Origin of the sequence: Phytohabitans rumicis, assembly GCF_011764445.1 — a bacterium.
Lineage (GTDB): Bacteria > Actinomycetota > Actinomycetes > Mycobacteriales > Micromonosporaceae > Phytohabitans > Phytohabitans rumicis.
On the sequence record NZ_BLPG01000001.1, the window covers coordinates 9,035,674 to 9,051,002 of the forward strand.

Sequence of the window (15,329 nt, forward strand, 5' to 3'; positions counted from 1 at the left end):
GCCAGCTCGCTCGCTCACGGGGTAACCTCCACGACCACGGCGCCGGCGGTGTCGCCCGCCGCGCACCCGGTGAACAGGCCGCGCCCGCCGCCGCGTGCCCGCAGCGCCTCGATCAACTCGGCGATGGCCCGCATCCCGGTGGGGCCCTGCGGGTGGCCGTAGACGAGGCTGCAGCCGTACGGGTTCATCATCTCCACGGGGAAGCCGGTCTGCCGGGCGAAGTACACGTCGTTGACGGCGAACGGGTTGTGCGTGGTGACCACGGCGATGTCCTTGATGGTCAGGTCCGCGTCGGCCAGGGCGGACAGCGCGGCGGGCACCGGCGCCTTGGGCATGCGGGCCCGCTCGGCGCGCGCGAACGACACAGCCAGCACGCGGGCCACCCCGGCGCCGCCGCTCAGCTCCCGGGCCCGCTCGACCGTGCTCAGTACGAGCCCGGCGGTGCCGTCGCCGGGGTGGGTCTGCGACCCGTACGTGACAACCCCGTCCGGCCGCACCGGGGAGAGCTTGGCCAGCCCTTCGGCCGTGGTTTGGTGCACCCCGAAGTCGTCGCCGACGATACTGAAACCGCGCCGCCCGGGGACATGCGCCTCAACGAGATAGTTCCGAGGCCCCGCCGAGAAGTACTGCTCGTACCGCAGCAGCGTGACCTCGTCGATCTCGGCGCGGGTGTAGCCCTCGTCGGCGGCCACGTTCTCGGCGGTGTCCAGCATGGAGCCGCCGGTGTTGGGGTCCCACTTCATCGGGTCGAGCACCCAGTGCTCGGTGTGCGGCGAGCCGCCGGGCGTGCCCTGCGCGGACCAGACCATCAGCGGCCCGTTGCTGGTGCGGTCGGTGGTCAGCGCCAGCGCGGTCCGGTGCGCGCCCAACTCGACCTGTACGGCGGCGGACTGCACGACGGCGGCCGAGGTGGCGCACGCCTGCGCGAGGGTCGGCCCGGTCACCCCGGGCAGCCCCAGCCGGGGCGTGATGGTGGTGACCCCGTAGAACGAGGTGGCCTGCGGCACGGTCGTACCAAAGGCGACATGGCTGATCTCGCGGACGTCGAACCCGCGGGCGTCCAGCGCCCGGTTCGTCACGTCGACGGCGAGGTCCACACTGGACATCTCGGCGAGCGGCCCCTGCCACCGGCAGAACGGCGACGACCACGCCAACCCCAGCGGCACGGCGACGTTGGTTAGGCGCATCAGCTCATCCCCTCGGACTGTCCACCCGCGACGGTGACGACCTGCCCGTGTACGAAGTTGGACCACGGCGTGCAGAGCAGGAAGATGCCGCCGGCCGCCTCGGCGGGGGTGGCGCCGCGGCCGAGCGGGATGCGGGCGGCGGCCTGCTCGCGGATCTGCGCCGGGATGCCGAGCTGGATCTGCCGGTCGCCGCGGTCGAAGGTGCCCGCGTCGGCGGTGGCGGCGGTGAGCCGGGTCTCCACGAACCCGAACGCCACCGCGTTCACGTTGATCTTGAGTGGGCCCCACTCCTTGGCGAGCGTCTTGGTCAGGCCGACCAGCGCGGACTTGGCGGCCGAGTAGTTGGCCTGCCCGACGTTGCCCATGGTGCCGGAGATGGACACCACGTTGACCACCTTGCGGAAGACCTCGCGGCCCTGGGCGGCGTCCCGTTTGGCCGCCTCGCGCAGCACCGGCGCGGCGGCCCGTAGCAGCCGGAACGGCACGACCAGGTGGATGTCGAGCATCGCGGTGAGCTGCTCGTCAGTCATCTTGTGGAAGATGCCGTCCCAGGTGTAGCCGGCGTTGTTGACGAGGATGTCGAGCTGGCCGTACTCCTCGATGGCGCGGGCGACCAGCTCCTGCGGCACGGCCGGGTCGGTCAGGTCGCCGGCGACCGCCACGCCCCGCCCGCCGAGCAGCTCGACGGTCTGCTTGAGCGCGTCGCCGTCCAGGTCGGCGCAGACGACCCGGGCGCCGTGCTCGGCGAGCAGGGCGGCGGTGGCCTGCCCGATCCCGCGCGCGGCGCCGGTGACGATGGCCACCCGCCCGTCCAAGATTCCGGTCACTGCGGTCCTCCGTTGAAGGTGAGTGCGAACTTGTCCTGCCAGCGCGCCCGCGCGCCGCGCTTGTCGAACTTGCCGGTGGCGGTCGTCGGCAGCGCGTCGACGAACTCCACCAGGTCGGGCACCCACCAGCTGGCCACCCGGCCGCGCAGGTGGGTCATGAGCTCGTCCGCGGTGACGTCGCCGCTGCGTACGACGAGGGCGGCCGGCCGCTCACCCCAGGTCGGGTGCGGCACCGCGATGACCATCGCCTGGGCGACCGCGTCGTGGTCCATGAGGTGGTTTTCCAGCTCGATCGAGCTGATCCATTCGCCGCCGGACTTGATCAGGTCCTTGGTGCGGTCGAGCAGGTGCAGGTAGCCGTCCGGGTCGATGGTGCCGACGTCCCCGGTGCGCAGCCAGCCGTCGTGGAAGCGCGCGGTGTTGGCGTCGTCGTCGGGCTCGTAATAGGACGCGGTGACCCACGGCCCGCGTACCTCGATCTCGCCGTCGACCACGCGCAGCTCCACGCCGGCGGTGGTGACGCCCTGGGTGGCGTGCAGCGCCAGCTGTTCGGCCTCCGGCAGCCCGGCGAGGTGCCCGCGGACGATCGTGAGGTTGCCCGACGGCGACATCTCCGTCATGCCCCAGCCCTGCTGCATGCCGACCCCGCGCCGGTGGTACCGCTGGATCAGTTCGAGGGGGATCGCCGACCCTCCACAGAGGATCCGGTCCAGGCTGGCCAGGTCGTCCGCCGCCGGCCCGAGCTGGTCGACCGCCAGCCAGAACGTGGGCACGCCGGCCGCGACGGTCACCCGCTCCTCGCGGATCAGCCGGACGACTGTGGCCGGGCTGGTGTCCTGGCCGGCGAGGACCAGGCCGGCGCCGGCGAGCGCGGCCGAGTACGGCATGCCCCACGCGGTGGCGTGGAACAGCGGGGTCAGCGGCAGCAGGACGTCCCGCTCCCGGATCGCGAACGAGTCGACGAACAGGCCGCTCATCGCGTGCAGGGTCAGCGAGCGGTGCGAGTACGCGACGCCCTTGGGCCGGCCGGTCGTGCCGCCGGTGTAGCACAGGCACGCGGCCGCGAACTCGTCCACTTCGGACGGTTCGTCGTCGGTGGCGGCGGCCAGCAGCTCCTCGTAGTCGATGGCGTCCTCGAAGTCCGGGTGCGGCTGCGTGCCGTCGGGCAGGACGACGTACCGCTGGACGCCGGTGAGCTTCGGGCGGATCTCGGCCAGCCGCGCGGTCAGCGACGCCTCCACGAAGATCACCTTGTCGTCGGCGTGCTCGGCGATCCAGGCGATCTGGTCCGGGTAGAGCCGCACGTTGAGCGGCTGCAGCACCGCGCCGGCGATCGGTACGCCGTAGAACAGCTCCAGGTGCCGCAGCCCGTTCCAGGCGTACGTGCCGACCCGGTCGCCGGGGCGTACGCCGAGCCCGGGCAGCGCCGCCGCCACCCGGCGGGCCCGCGCGGCCAGATCCGGCCAGCCCAGTTCGGCCCGGCCGGCCGGCGCGTACCCGACCAGCCGGGCGTGCGGGCCCATCGCGGCGCCGCGCCGCAGCACCATCCCGATGGACAGCGGCATCGACCCCATCGTGCTTCTCACGAGTCCACCCCTTCCTGCAGCCCCGCCTCGGTGAACGCCTTGCGCAGATGCTCCGGCCAGGGCGCGGTCCGCCCCGTATCCGGGTCGAACCAGGCGATGGTCAGGGACCCGCGGGCCAGCGCGGTGCCGGACCGGCTGACCGTGAACGCGTAGCGCAGCGAGCTGCGCCCGACGTGCTCGACGGCCAGCGTGGTCTGGGCGACCTCGGCGTAGTGCAGGGCGCCGAGGAAGTCGACGGTCAGGTTCAGCCGGGGCGTCCGGCCACCGACCTCGTGCTCGACGCCGAGCCGTACGAGCAGCTCGGTCTCGGCGCTCTCCACGAAGCGCAGCATCGCCGAGTAGTGCCATCGGCCCATCGGATCGGTCTCGGACCACTCCAGCCGACGGCGCGTGATGATCGACGCGGGCTCACCCATGACTCACAGCCTCAGTACTTGTAGATCGTATTGCCGGGCGGGAGGTCGCGCGGCCCGTATGGTGCGGTGTCCAGCCAATGCCCGAAGCTCTCGTCGCGGTCGGCGCCGCGGGCCGCCTCCTCCAGCGCCGCCCGCTCGCGCGGGCCGGGCCGCAGGTGGGCGAGCGCGGCACCGGCCGCGTCCCGGTTGAACAGCGCCGCGCGCCGCCGGGACAGCGCGAAGTCCTCCACCGCGGCCCGCGCCCGCGCCGGCACGGGCGTGGACAGCGCCAGGTGTACGGCCGCGGCCGCGGCGTCGGCGTCCGGCACGCCCGAGTTCATCCCGCGCGCGCCGAACGGGGCGAACAGGTGCGCCGCCTCGCCGGCCAGCAGCACCCGCCGGTACGGGTCGGCCAGGTCGTCGGCCACCACCTGCAGGAACTGGTACGTCGAAGCCCAGGCGACCCGCTCGGCGTACGCGGGCGGCAGGACCGCGCGCAGCCAGCCGCGCAGCCCGTCGCCGTGGCTCAGCCGCTCGGGGTCGTCGCCGTCGTGCAGTTGCAGGTCGACCCGCCAGCCGCCGGCGAACGGGACGAGCAGCACGTTGCGCCCGTCCACCCGGGGATGGGCGTAGTGGAACACCCGTTCGACCGGCATCGGGTCGCCCGGGTCCTCCTCGACGTCGACCACGACGTACCAGCCGTCGGAGCGGCTGCCCTCCATCGGCACGCCCAGCGCCTTGCGGACGGCCGACCGGGAGCCGTCGGCGGCGATCGCGTACTCGGCGCTCCAGCGGGTGCCGGCGACGGTGGTCAGCGTGACCCCGTCCGGGCCGGCGACGGCGTCCACCACCTCGGCGTTCCAGACGAACTCGACGCCGGCGGCCTTGCACGCCTGCAGCAGGTACCGCTCGGTCTCCACCTGCGGCAGGCTGGTGAAGTGCGGCAGCACGCCGGCGGCCGGCGGCGGGTACGTGCGGGCGAAGACCTGCCGGCCGGCGTAGAAGGTGCGCTTGGTCTGCCAGACCAGCCCGTGCGCGGCGAGGTCACCGGCCAGGCCCGGACTGGACCGGTCGAGCACTTCCAGAGTGGCCCCGTGCACGAAGATGGCCCGGCTGCCCGGCCGCAGCCGGTCCTCGGTGCCGGCCTCCAGGACGGTGGCCGGCCGGCCGAGCGCGCGCAGCGCCAGCGCCGCGGACATGCCGACCGGGCCCGCGCCCACGACGACGACGGGGCGGTGGTTCGTGCTCACGCGGTCACCGCCGCTGTCTTCGCGCCCGGCCGGGAGGCGTACGGGATGGCGTCCGCGGCGGTCACCGTGACCTCCAGGCGGCCGACCCGCTCGATGGCCATCGACACCCGGTCGCCGTGCCGGATCGGCCCGACGCCCGCCGGCGTCCCGGTCGCGATGACGTCGCCCGGCCACAGGGTCATGACCGAGCTGGCGTACGCGATGAGGCGCGGGACGCCGAAGATGAGGTCGGCGGTGCTGGCGGACTGCCGGGGCACCCCGTTGACCCAGCAGCGCAGCGAAAGGGTGCCGGGGTCGCCGACCTCGTCGGGCGTGGTGACCCACGGACCCAGCGGGGTGAACGTGTCGAACGACTTGCGCGTCGACCTGTCCTCTGTGGACCGTACGGTGATGTCGAACAGGCAGGTGTAGCCGGCGACGTACTCCAGGGCCCGCTCGACGCTCACGTGCCGGGCCGGGCGGCCGATGACCACGGCCAGTTCGGCCTCCTGGTCGGTGCGCAGGTCCGTGTACGGCAGGGACACGGTGCCGCCGTGGCCGACGACGCTCGACGGGGCCTTGAGAAACACACCCAGGTCGGCGACGGTCAGCGGGGCGGCCATCTCGGCCTGGTGGTCGCGGTAGTTCACCGGCGCCGCCACGATCTTGCCGGGCCGGGGGAGGGGCGGCAGGAGCGTCGCGTCGCGCACCGGTACCCGGGGACGGTCACGCAGGTTGGCGCCGGCCAGGCGTACCAGATCAAGTCCTTGCTCCAGCAGAGCGTGCAGCGGACCGGCAAGCCCGGCCGGCGCGGCGACCAGGTCCGTGATGTCGACCAGGTCGTCGCCGTCGACGGCGCCCAGCCGGGCGCCCCAGTCGGAGCTGAATACGGCCAGCCTCACCGGATCTCCTCCCGGTAGAGCCCCAGGGCGGTGATCGCCGGGGCGTCGGTGTACGAGAACAGCACCGCGTCGGAGCTGGCGGACGCGTTGGCGTGCTCGTACAGCGCCCAGCCGGGCACCGCGAACACGTCCTTCTCGCCCCACTCCAGCCGCTGGCCGTCCACTGTGGTCACGCCCGCGCCGCGGACGACGTGGTAGATGGTGCTCGGCGTCTGCCGGCGGGGCGTGCCGCGGAAGCCGGGGCGCAGCCGGGCGATCCGGCAGCCGATGGTGGGCATGACCGGGCCGCCGTTCCACGGGTTGGTGTACTCCAGCACCACGCCGTCGCTGTCGCTGCCGACCGCGTCGTCGGCGATCGCGTGGAACGCCCGGGCCGTCTCCGTCCACGGGTAGTTGCCGATCGGCGAGTTCGGACCGGGCTGCGGGTCCCAGGCGGGCGTGAGCCGGCCGTGGATGAACTGCCGCGACGACAGGTCGTCCGGTGCGGCCGCCTTCTGCGTGCGCTCGCCGTACAGCTCGAAGAAGCCGGCGTCCAGGGCGTTGACGAGCGGGTAGTCCAGGCCGTCCAGCCACAGCATCGGGCCGTCGCCCTCGTGCGCGTGGTCGTGCCAGTGCCAGCCGGGCGTCAGCAGCAGGTCGCCGGGGTGCATGTGGACCCGTTCGCCGTTCACCGTGGTGTAGGCCCCGCGGCCCTCGATGATGAACCGGAACGCGGCGGCCGTGTGCCGGTGTGCCTGCGCGGTCTCGCCCGGCACGATCACCTGGATGCCCGCGTACAGCGTGGTGGTGGTCGCGGGCGGCTCGGTCAGGCCGGGGTTGACCAGCATCAGCACCCGGCGCTCGGCCTCCTCCAGCGACAGCGCGTCGGCGAAGTGCAGCAGGTACGGCCGCAGGGCCGCGTATCGCCACAGGTACGGCACCGCGCGGCTCTTGGGCTCGGCGGCGAAGAGGTTGCCGTAGTACCGCCACAGCGGGGCGGTGCCGAGCCGGGCAATCGCCTCGTACGGGTCGGTCATGTCCCCAGAGTGGCTCGTCTCTGACCTGTCGTCAAGACTTCTGTCTAATATCACTGTGTCAGGGGCCGTGGCGGGCGGCGGAGAATCTGTACAGTGACGGCATGTCTACCGACGCCGAGGTCGACCTTCCCCGCATGCAGGCTGGCGGCAGCCCGCAACACCTGCTGCTGACCCTGCTGGGCGACTACTGGTACGGCCAGCGCGCCCCGCTGCCGTCGGCGGCCCTGGTGGCGTTGCTGGGGAGTTCGGCATCACCGAGGTCAGCGCGCGCGCCGCGCTGAGCCGGCTGGCCCGGCGTGGCCTGCTGGAGCTGTCCAAGGCGGGGCGGCGCACGTCGTACGCGTTGAGCGCCCGCGCCGCCGAGGTGCTCACCGAGGGCAGCCGGCACATCCTGTCGTTCGGCGCGCGCGGCGAGGAGTGGGCCGGCCGCTGGACGGTGGCCGCGTTCTCGGTGCCGGAAGACCGCCGGGACCTGCGGCACACGCTGCGCACCCGGCTGGGCTGGTGGGGCTTCGCGTCCCTGTACGACGGGCTCTGGGTCTCCCCGCACGAGCGGGTCGCCGAGGTCACCGCGGTCCTCGCCGAGCTGGGTGTGGACACCGCGACGGTGTTCACCGCGGAGGTGGCCGACGGCAGCCCGGTCGGCGGCGACCCGATCAGCGCCTGGGACCTGGACGCGCTGCGCGCCGAGTACGAGCGGCTGCTGGAGGAGTACGAGCCGGTCCAGCAGCGGTGGCGCGCCGGCAAGGTGGGCACCTCGGAGGCGCTGATCGCCCGCACCGCCCTCATGGACGACTGGCGCAACTTTCCCAACCTCGACCCCGAACTGCCCGCGGTGCTCCTGCCCCCGCGGTGGCCGCGTACGCGCGCCCGGGAGCTGTTCATCGACCTCTACGACGGGCTGGCCCGGCTGTCGGAGCAAAGGGTGGTGCAGATTGTGAGCGAGTTCGAGCCGTCGCTGGCCGCGCTGGTGCGCAGTCACGGCAGCGACTTCGCGCCTTAGAGCTGCAAGGAAGGGCACCCTGTTAACGCTTTCTGCATAGCAAGGTGCCCTTCCTAACCTCACTCGAAGGTGAGCACCGGCTTGAGGGACTCGCCGCGAGAGGCGGCGTCGGCGGCCTTTTCGATGTCGGCGAACGCGAAGCGTTCCACCAGGCGGTCGAGCTTCAACATGCCGCGCGTCACCAGGTCGGCGAGGACCGGGACGAACACCGGCGGGTTGGCGTCGCCCTCGGTGACCCCGACGATGCGCTTGCCGCCGAGCATCGCGTTGACGTCGAGCGGGATCGTGCTCCCGAACGGCGGCGCGCCCACCACCGCGCAGGTGCCGCGCAGCGCGAGCGCGTCCACCGCCGCGGACAGCGCCGCCAGGTTGCCGGACGCCTCCACCGCGAAGTCCACGCCTGCGCCGCCGGTCAGCTCGCGCAGCGCGGCGGCCACATCGCCGCCGCGCGCGTCCACCGCGTCGGTGGCGCCGAGTTCGAGGGCCAGGGACAACCGCGCGGGTACGACGTCCACGGCCACGATCCGGGACAGTCCCCGCAGGGCGGCCGCCATGACGGCCGCCAGGCCGACCGTGCCGGCGCCGAAGACGGCCAGGGTGCTGCCGGGCTCGGGGCGCAGCACGTTGAGCACCGTGCCGGCGCCGGTCTGGATCCCGCAGCCGAGCGGGGCGAGCAGGTCCAGCGGGGCGTCGTCCGGCACCTTCACCAGGCTCCGCTCGTCCGCCAAGGCGTACGTAGCGAACGACGACTGCCCGAAAAAGTGCCCAGAGACGTCCTCGCCGCCGGACCGGATCGTGGCGGAGCCGTCCATCCGGGCGCCGCCCAGGAGGTTGCGTGGCAGCCACGTGTCGCAGTACGCCGGGTGCCCGTCGACGCAGTTGCGGCAGCGGCCGCACGAGGTGAACGACAGCAGCACGCGGTCGCCGGGCGCCACCGCCGTCACCTGCGAGCCCACCTCCTCGACGACGCCGGCGCCCTCGTGGCCGAGCACGACCGGGAAGCGGGCCGGCAGCAGGCCGTCGCGTACCGACAGGTCGGTGTGGCACAGGCCGGCGGCGACCATGCGGACCACGACCTCGTCCGGGCGTGGGTCGTCGAGCGTGACTTCGGTGAGCGTGAACGGTGCGCCCTGGGACGGCGCCACCGCCGCGGTCGCGGTGCGGGACATGGCGACTCCTCTCGTCTGTCTTGTCTCGGCCCAATTATGTGACACTTACCTTGAAGGTCGTCAAGCATCTTGTGGTTGACATGATGTCGAACGTGCGTCACGGTAGATGGCAGAGTTGTTGCGCCGACGTTTCGGAGGGCCCTGACATGACCACCCCCACGGCTCCGCTGGCCCCCGGCCGGCTGTACATCGATGGCGGCTGGCGGTCCGGCGAGGGCCTGCGGCGCGACGTCGTCAACCCGGCCACCGGCAAGGCGGTCACCACCGCGGCCGACGCCACCGACGCGGAAGTGGACGCCGCGGTCGAGGCGGCCCGCCGGGCGTACGACAGCGGCGTCTGGTCGGGCCTGTCCGGCCGGGAGCGGTCCCGCGTGCTCTACCGCGCGGCCGCGCTGATCCAGGAGCACGCCGAGGAGCTGGCCCAACTGGAGACCCTCGACACCGGCAAGCCGATCCAGTTCAGCCGGATGATCGACGTCGGCAACACGGTCACCCACTTCGAGTACTACGCCGGCCTGGCGTACTCGATCGACGGCGCGACCCGCCAGACCGGCCTGCCCGCGCTGGCCTACACCCGGCACGAGCCGTACGGCGTGGTCGCCGCCATCACCCCGTTCAACTTCCCGCTGATCCTGTCCACCAGCAAGATCGCGCCGGCACTTGCCGCGGGCAACACCGTCGTACACAAGCCCGCCGAGGACACCCCGCTCACCGCGCTGCGCCTGGCCGAGTTGCTCACCGAGGCCGGCCTGCCCGCCGGCGTACTCAACGTGGTCACCGGCGGCGGCGCGGTGGGGAGCGCCTCGTCCGCCACCCCGGCGTCGACAAGGTGGCGTTCACCGGCTCCACCGCCGTCGGCCGCAAGATCGCCGCGGCGGCCGCGGAGACGCTCAAGCCGGCCACCGTCGAGCTGGGCGGCAAGTCGGCCAACCTGATCTTCGCGGACGCCGACCTCGACTCCGCCGCCCACGCCGCCGTGTCCGGCTTCGTCTTCAACACCGGCCAGTTCTGCATGGGCGGCACCCGCCTGCTGGTCCAGCGCCCCGTGTACGACGAGATGCTGGCCCGGGTCGCGGGCGCGGCCGGCGGCGTACCGGTGGGCGACCCGCTCGCCCCGCACACGGTCGTGGGCCCGATGGCCGGCCAGCGCCACCTGGACAAGGTGAAGTCCTACGTGCAGCTCGGCGTCACCGAGGAGGGTGCCACGCTGGTCGCCGGCGGCCACCGGGTCGAGTCCCTCGACGGCTACTTCTTCGCGCCGACCGTCCTCGCCGATGTCCGGCAGGACGCCCGCGTGGTGCAGGAGGAGATCTTCGGGCCGGTGCTGACCGTCCAGGCGTTCGACACGGAGGAGGAGGCGGTGGCGCTGGCCAACGGCACCGCGTTCGGCCTGGCCGCCGGCCTGCAGACCAGCGACCTGGGCCGGGCGCACCGGGTGGCCGGCGCGCTCAAGGCCGGCATGGTCTGGGTCAACACCTGGGGCATGCTCGACGTCACCCTGCCGTTCGGCGGCTACAAGCAATCCGGCTACGGCCGCGAATACGGACCCGAGGGCCTGCACGAGTACACCCAGACCAAATCCGTATATATCCCGATGAGTTAGGCGCATGATCGCTGGGAGTCGATGTTGATCGTCCGGACGACGGTTATGTGACCGGTTTGGACTACGGCAGACTGTGCCGCGTGGAGGCGCTGCGCGTATTGGGTGGCCGGTACCGACTGGAGGACCAGATCGGTGCCGGCGGCATGGCGGTGGTCTGGCGGGCCACCGACGAGGTGCTGCGCCGTTCCGTGGCGGTCAAGGTCCTGGCCCGGCCGCTGACCGTGGACGCCTCGGCCCGGTTACGGATCCAGGCCGAGGCACGCTCCGCCGCCCGCCTCGCCCACCCCCACGTGGCCAGCGTGTACGACTTCGGCGAGTCGCTGGACGACGCCGGCCAGCCGGTCCCCTTCGTGGTGATGGAGCTGCTGCGCGGCCCCACGCTGAGCAAGCGACTCGCCGCCGGTCCGCTCCCGCCGCCCGAGGCGATGCGCGTCTGCGCCGAGGTGGCCAGCGGCATCGCGGCGGCGCACGAGGCCGGCCTGGTCCACCGCGACATCAAGCCCGCCAACGTGGTCCTCACCCCGTCCGGCGCCAAGGTCGTCGACTTCGGCATCGCCGCCGCGGCCGGCCCGCTGGAAGACCTGGACCAGGACGACCGCATGGTGGGCACCCCCGCCTACCTGGCGCCCGAGCGGCTCACCGGCGGCGACGTCGTGCCCGCCTCGGACGTCTACGCGCTCGGCCTGCTGCTGCACTGCGTGCTGGTCGGCCGCCTGCCGTGGAACGTCGAGACCACCACCCAGATGCTGCGGGCGCACGAGTACCACGAGCCGGTCCCGCTGCCACCGGTCGCCGGAGTGCCGCCGCAGGTCGTCGACCTGTGCCGGCAGTGCCTGGTGAAGGACCCCGCCGACCGGCCCACCGCCGCCGAGGTGGCCGCCGTCCTCGCCGACGCCGCCGGCGTACGGCTGCCCATGACGCCCGTCCCGGCCGGCACCGTTGGCGGCGTGCCTGTTCCGGACCCGATCTCCGACGTGCCCACGGTCGAGCCCCGCCCCGCCCGAGACCGCCGGCGCCGCCGCAGCCTCGTCGTCGCCGTGGTCGCCGGGACCGTCGTCGCGACGGCGGTGGGCGCCGCCCTGCTCGCCAACCCCGCCGGCACGAACGGCGAAGCGGCGGCCGGCGCCAACCCCACCGGCCTCGAAGAGCCCACCACCCGACCGTCAACCACGCCCGGCCCCGTCACCACCCCACCCCCGGTGGCACCCCGTCCCGGCATCCCACCGGTCGACGGCACCACCGGCCCCACCACCCGCTCCGGACCGGCCGAGACCGGCGCCGCCGCCCCCACCCCGTCGGCGACCGCGGCCCCCACCACACCGGCACCGGAGCAGCAGACACTCACATCCGGCGGCGGCACGGTGACCGTGGAGTGCCTCGCGGACCAGGCGCACGCGGTCAAGTGGACCACCGAGCCCGGGTACTGGGTCACCAAAGCCGAGCCGGGCCCGGCCGTGCGCGTACGCATCTGGTTCAAGAGCGCAGACACCCTCATCAGGATGCGCATCCGCTGCAAGGCCGGCGTAGCCACCTGGGTCAACGCCCCCACCTAGCCCGCCCTCCGCGTCCCGCGTTCCCCCGCCCCGCCCGCGCTGCTGCGCCCCGCCCCGTCCCGCCTAGCGCCGCCCACGCCGCGTCCTACCTCGCGCCGTCCACGCCGCGCCTTGCCGCGCGCCGCCTGCGCCGCGCCTTGCCTCACGCCGCCCGCGCCGTGTCCTGCCTCGCGCGCCGCGTCGATCAAGGACTTCTGCGTCGATCAAGGGCATATGGCCGCGCTTTGATCTCCGATCCACGACCGTTTGCCCTTGATCGGCGGGGAAATCCTTGATCGACGCGGCCGTGGGGTGGCGCGGCGGGGTCGGGGTGGCGTGGCGGGTCGGGGTGGCGCGGCGGGGTGGCGTGTTCGCGACCGGATCGACCGGGGGAGGTGCGGTGCATGGCGGGCGATGCGGCGGCGTGTGCCGCGCGCTTGCCGGCGAGGGCGATATGCCGCATTACTCCCACAAGGAAGGGCCGCTCGTCGGCAAACGCATAGATCTTGGTATATCAGCGTTGCCCTGGCGACGGTAGGTGACCAAGATCTACAGGGCGGTCGTGCAAATGTGGCATATCGCTGGAGTGAAGATCATCTACGTGCGCTCCGCCAAGCGGCAGGGCGGCCTCGCGTGCCGGCATCGGTCTGCGGCTCCTCGATCAAGGGATCGTGCGTCGATCAAGGGCAAATGGTCGTGGATCGGAGATCAAAGCGCGGCCATATGCCCTTGATCGACGCGGAAGTCCTTGATCGGCGCGCCGAGCGAGGCGCGACGCGGGGCGAGGCGCGACGTGGGGCGAGGCGCGACGTGGGGCGGGGGCGACGTGGGGCGGGGCGAGGGTGGGGCGGGGCCGCGACGTGGGGCGGCGGGCATGCGGGGGTGGGGAGTCGGGTGGGTGACTGTGTGGGGGCGCGGGGTGCGTCACGATGATCCGCAACGTAGCGGATCGCCGGAGGTCGCCGTGACACAGTGGACGCGCCTTGCCCTTGCTGGATCGCTCGGGACGCTGGTCGGGCTGGTTGTTCCGGCCGCGGCCGGCGCCCAGCCGGAGCCGACCCCGAATCAGGCGTACTGGGAGGACGATAGCCACCTGCGCTACTACGGCGGGATCGGCAAGAACAACGACGTCGTGATCACCAACTACGGGTCACCGTCGGCGTACCTCATCGACGACGTCAGCAGGATCGTCCCCGGGTACGGGTGCGTCAACGTCAGCGGCGACAACACGAAGGCGATCTGCACCAAGCCGGAGTCGGGCATCGCCTGGTTCGGGGTGCAGTTGGGCGGGGGCACGGACCAGCTCGACTACAACGCGTCCTTCGACACGTACGCCTACATCTACGGCGGGACCGGCAACGACACGATCGAGATCGGCAGCGGCGCCGGCCCGTACCTCGACGTCGACCTCGGGCCGGGCAACGACTCGCTGCAACGCCCGGTCGGCACCGCCTATCTGCGGGTGGACGGCGGTACGGGGGCCGACACGATGTGCGCCGGGGCGTGGGTGTTCTACGACCAGCACACCGAGGGCGTGTACGTGACGATCGGCGGCGCGGCCGGCGGCGACGGTGCGCCGGACGAGGGTGACACGGTGTGCGCGTCGGTGTGGGGCGTGACCGGTACGGCGTACGCGGACACGCTCATCGCCGGATCGGCCAAGACCAGCCTCACCGGGGGCGGGGGCGCCGACCTGCTCATCGGCGGCCCGCTCAACGACTCGCTGTGGGGGTACGGCGGCAACGACCTGCTGTACGGCCTGGGCGGCAATGACCTGCTGCACGGCTCGGAGGGCACCGACTCGCTGTACGGGGGCACCGGCACCGACCAGTGCGCGACGGACGGCGCCGATGCCCTGCACGATTGCGAGGAGATCTACTGAGCGACGACCGAGATCTCCACGGTCAGCTCCCGGGCGATGAGGCCGGCCCCGCGGCTCACCCCGTGCGCGGTGCGGTCGACCACGGCGGTGGCCACGAAGGCGCAGCCGTCCGTCGTCTCGCGCCCGGAGACCAGCCGCAGGGTCACCGGTGCGGTCACGCCGTGGACGGTCAGCGCGCCGCGCATCGTCCACCCGTCGGGGCCGTACGCCGCGCCGTTGCCCGTGAAGCCCATGTCCGGGTACGCCGTGGCGGCGAGGAAGTTCTTGCCGGTGACGTCCTTGTCGCGGCGCTTGCTGCCGCTGGCGAAGCTGGCCGGGTCCAGCTCGACCCGGACCGACGACTGAGCCGGGTCGTCCGCGACGACGATGGTGCCGGCCGTGACGGTGAAGGTGCCGCGCACCTTCACCAGGCCCCACATTTCTTTGACGGTAAAACTGACGGTCGTCCGCACAGGGTCGATCGTGTACGTCCCGGTGGCGATCGCCGGGCGGTCGGTGACTTCGTTGATGGCCACCCGGTCCGGGCCGGGCAGCAGCGCGGGATCCTCGCCGGGCAGCAGCGGGCTGGTGTTGACGGCCTGACCGATGGCGGCCAGCGCCGGCAGCGACGTGGCGAGGCTGACGACGACGTGCGCGCAGGTCTCGGGCTGCCACAGCACGAGGACCCGGACGCAGCCGGGCGTGGCGCGCAGGAGCGGGGCGAGCCGGTCGTGGAAGGCCAGCCGGGCGGCGGCGATCCGCGCGGGTCCCTGCGGCCCGTCGAACTCCAGCAGGGTCGCGGCCCGCGCCGGCACGCCGGCGTCCGGACCGGCCAGGTCCTGCTCGACCTCGTACCACTCGCCGCCGGCCGCGCGGGCCTGCGCCAGGGTCGGCCACAGCGACACGACCCGCCGGCGGTCCCGCCCGACCTCGGACAGGACGTAACCGGCGGGCGCTTGGATCGAAACGGTGTCAATGGAAGCGAACATGAGCCCATGCTCGGCGTACCCCGCCGGCTA

General features: G+C 72.9%; 13 protein-coding genes and 1 pseudogene. 5 read left to right on the forward strand and 9 right to left on the reverse strand.

The annotated features are described in order from the left end of the window. Positions 1 to 14: 14 nt before the first annotated feature. From Prum_RS41060 to Prum_RS41090, 7 genes are read right to left on the reverse strand one after another with little or no spacing between them, the layout of a single operon-like run. Positions 15 to 1,187 (reverse strand): thiolase family protein, encoded by a 1,173-nt coding sequence (locus tag Prum_RS41060; RefSeq protein ID WP_173082473.1) that lies wholly within the window; start codon positions 1,185 to 1,187, stop codon positions 15 to 17. After that, a complete protein-coding gene (locus Prum_RS41065; RefSeq protein ID WP_173082475.1) occupies positions 1,187 to 2,014 on the reverse strand; it encodes an SDR family NAD(P)-dependent oxidoreductase in 828 nt (275 codons plus the stop codon). Before Prum_RS41065 ends, Prum_RS41060 begins: the two co-directional genes overlap by 1 nt. Beyond that, the gene (locus Prum_RS41070) at positions 2,011 to 3,600 is read right to left on the reverse strand and encodes a long-chain-fatty-acid--CoA ligase (RefSeq protein ID WP_173082477.1); all 1,590 of its coding nucleotides are present in this window, start codon (positions 3,598 to 3,600) and stop codon (positions 2,011 to 2,013) included. The genes Prum_RS41065 and Prum_RS41070 overlap by 4 nt, the downstream gene beginning before the upstream one ends. Then, complete coding sequence (locus Prum_RS41075) at positions 3,597 to 4,016, reverse strand: acyl-CoA thioesterase (protein ID WP_173082479.1); 420 nt, start codon at positions 4,014 to 4,016, stop codon at positions 3,597 to 3,599. Before Prum_RS41075 ends, Prum_RS41070 begins: the two co-directional genes overlap by 4 nt. Before the next feature lie 11 nt (positions 4,017 to 4,027). Beyond that, the gene (locus Prum_RS41080) at positions 4,028 to 5,245 is read right to left on the reverse strand and encodes an FAD-dependent oxidoreductase (RefSeq protein ID WP_218577603.1); all 1,218 of its coding nucleotides are present in this window, start codon (positions 5,243 to 5,245) and stop codon (positions 4,028 to 4,030) included. Then, positions 5,242 to 6,126, reverse strand: a complete 885-nt coding sequence (locus tag Prum_RS41085; protein WP_173082481.1) for a fumarylacetoacetate hydrolase family protein — start codon at positions 6,124 to 6,126, stop codon at positions 5,242 to 5,244. The genes Prum_RS41080 and Prum_RS41085 overlap by 4 nt, the downstream gene beginning before the upstream one ends. Continuing rightward, complete coding sequence (locus tag Prum_RS41090; protein WP_173082483.1) at positions 6,123 to 7,142, reverse strand: cupin domain-containing protein; 1,020 nt, start codon at positions 7,140 to 7,142, stop codon at positions 6,123 to 6,125. The genes Prum_RS41085 and Prum_RS41090 overlap by 4 nt, the downstream gene beginning before the upstream one ends. A gap of 101 nt (positions 7,143 to 7,243) precedes the next feature. Between Prum_RS41090 and Prum_RS52845 the strand changes: the two genes are divergently transcribed. Both Prum_RS52845 and Prum_RS41095 read left to right on the forward strand, forming a co-directional pair. Beyond that, on the forward strand, positions 7,244 to 7,423 hold the full coding sequence (locus tag Prum_RS52845) for a hypothetical protein (protein WP_246278445.1): 180 nt from the start codon (positions 7,244 to 7,246) through the stop codon (positions 7,421 to 7,423). 62 nt (positions 7,424 to 7,485) lie between these two features. Continuing rightward, the gene (locus tag Prum_RS41095) at positions 7,486 to 8,145 is read left to right on the forward strand and encodes a PaaX family transcriptional regulator (protein WP_218577604.1); all 660 of its coding nucleotides are present in this window, start codon (positions 7,486 to 7,488) and stop codon (positions 8,143 to 8,145) included. A gap of 59 nt (positions 8,146 to 8,204) precedes the next feature. On the opposite strand, the gene Prum_RS41100 is transcribed toward Prum_RS41095, so the two are convergent. After that, positions 8,205 to 9,314 (reverse strand): NAD(P)-dependent alcohol dehydrogenase, encoded by a 1,110-nt coding sequence (locus Prum_RS41100; protein WP_173082485.1) that lies wholly within the window; start codon positions 9,312 to 9,314, stop codon positions 8,205 to 8,207. A gap of 146 nt (positions 9,315 to 9,460) precedes the next feature. Here Prum_RS41100 and Prum_RS41105 point away from each other — a divergent pair. The 3 genes and pseudogenes from Prum_RS41105 (at position 9,461) to Prum_RS41115 (ending at position 14,331) form a co-directional block, all read left to right on the forward strand. Then, positions 9,461 to 10,917 (forward strand): annotated as a pseudogene (locus Prum_RS41105) (aldehyde dehydrogenase family protein). 47 nt (positions 10,918 to 10,964) lie between these two features. Beyond that, positions 10,965 to 12,470 (forward strand): serine/threonine-protein kinase, encoded by a 1,506-nt coding sequence (locus Prum_RS54165; protein WP_281369100.1) that lies wholly within the window; start codon positions 10,965 to 10,967, stop codon positions 12,468 to 12,470. A gap of 943 nt (positions 12,471 to 13,413) precedes the next feature. Next, on the forward strand, positions 13,414 to 14,331 hold the full coding sequence (locus tag Prum_RS41115) for a calcium-binding protein (RefSeq protein ID WP_173082487.1): 918 nt from the start codon (positions 13,414 to 13,416) through the stop codon (positions 14,329 to 14,331). On the opposite strand, the gene Prum_RS41120 is transcribed toward Prum_RS41115, so the two are convergent. Beyond that, on the reverse strand, positions 14,325 to 15,299 hold the full coding sequence (locus Prum_RS41120; RefSeq protein WP_173082489.1) for a YceI family protein: 975 nt from the start codon (positions 15,297 to 15,299) through the stop codon (positions 14,325 to 14,327). The genes Prum_RS41115 and Prum_RS41120 overlap by 7 nt on opposite strands. Positions 15,300 to 15,329 lie beyond the last annotated feature (30 nt).

Coding starts and splice junctions, on each gene's coding strand:
- Prum_RS41075 (WP_173082479.1), bottom strand. CDS start 4,016: ATGGGTGAGCCCGCGTCGATCATCACGCGCCGTCGGCTGGAGTGGTCC.
- Prum_RS41090 (WP_173082483.1), bottom strand. CDS start 7,142: ATGACCGACCCGTACGAGGCGATTGCCCGGCTCGGCACCGCCCCGCTG.
- Prum_RS41120 (WP_173082489.1), bottom strand. CDS start 15,299: ATGTTCGCTTCCATTGACACCGTTTCGATCCAAGCGCCCGCCGGTTAC.
- Prum_RS52845 (WP_246278445.1), top strand. CDS start 7,244: ATGTCTACCGACGCCGAGGTCGACCTTCCCCGCATGCAGGCTGGCGGC.
- Prum_RS41100 (WP_173082485.1), bottom strand. CDS start 9,314: ATGTCCCGCACCGCGACCGCGGCGGTGGCGCCGTCCCAGGGCGCACCG.
- Prum_RS41060 (WP_173082473.1), bottom strand. CDS start 1,187: ATGCGCCTAACCAACGTCGCCGTGCCGCTGGGGTTGGCGTGGTCGTCG.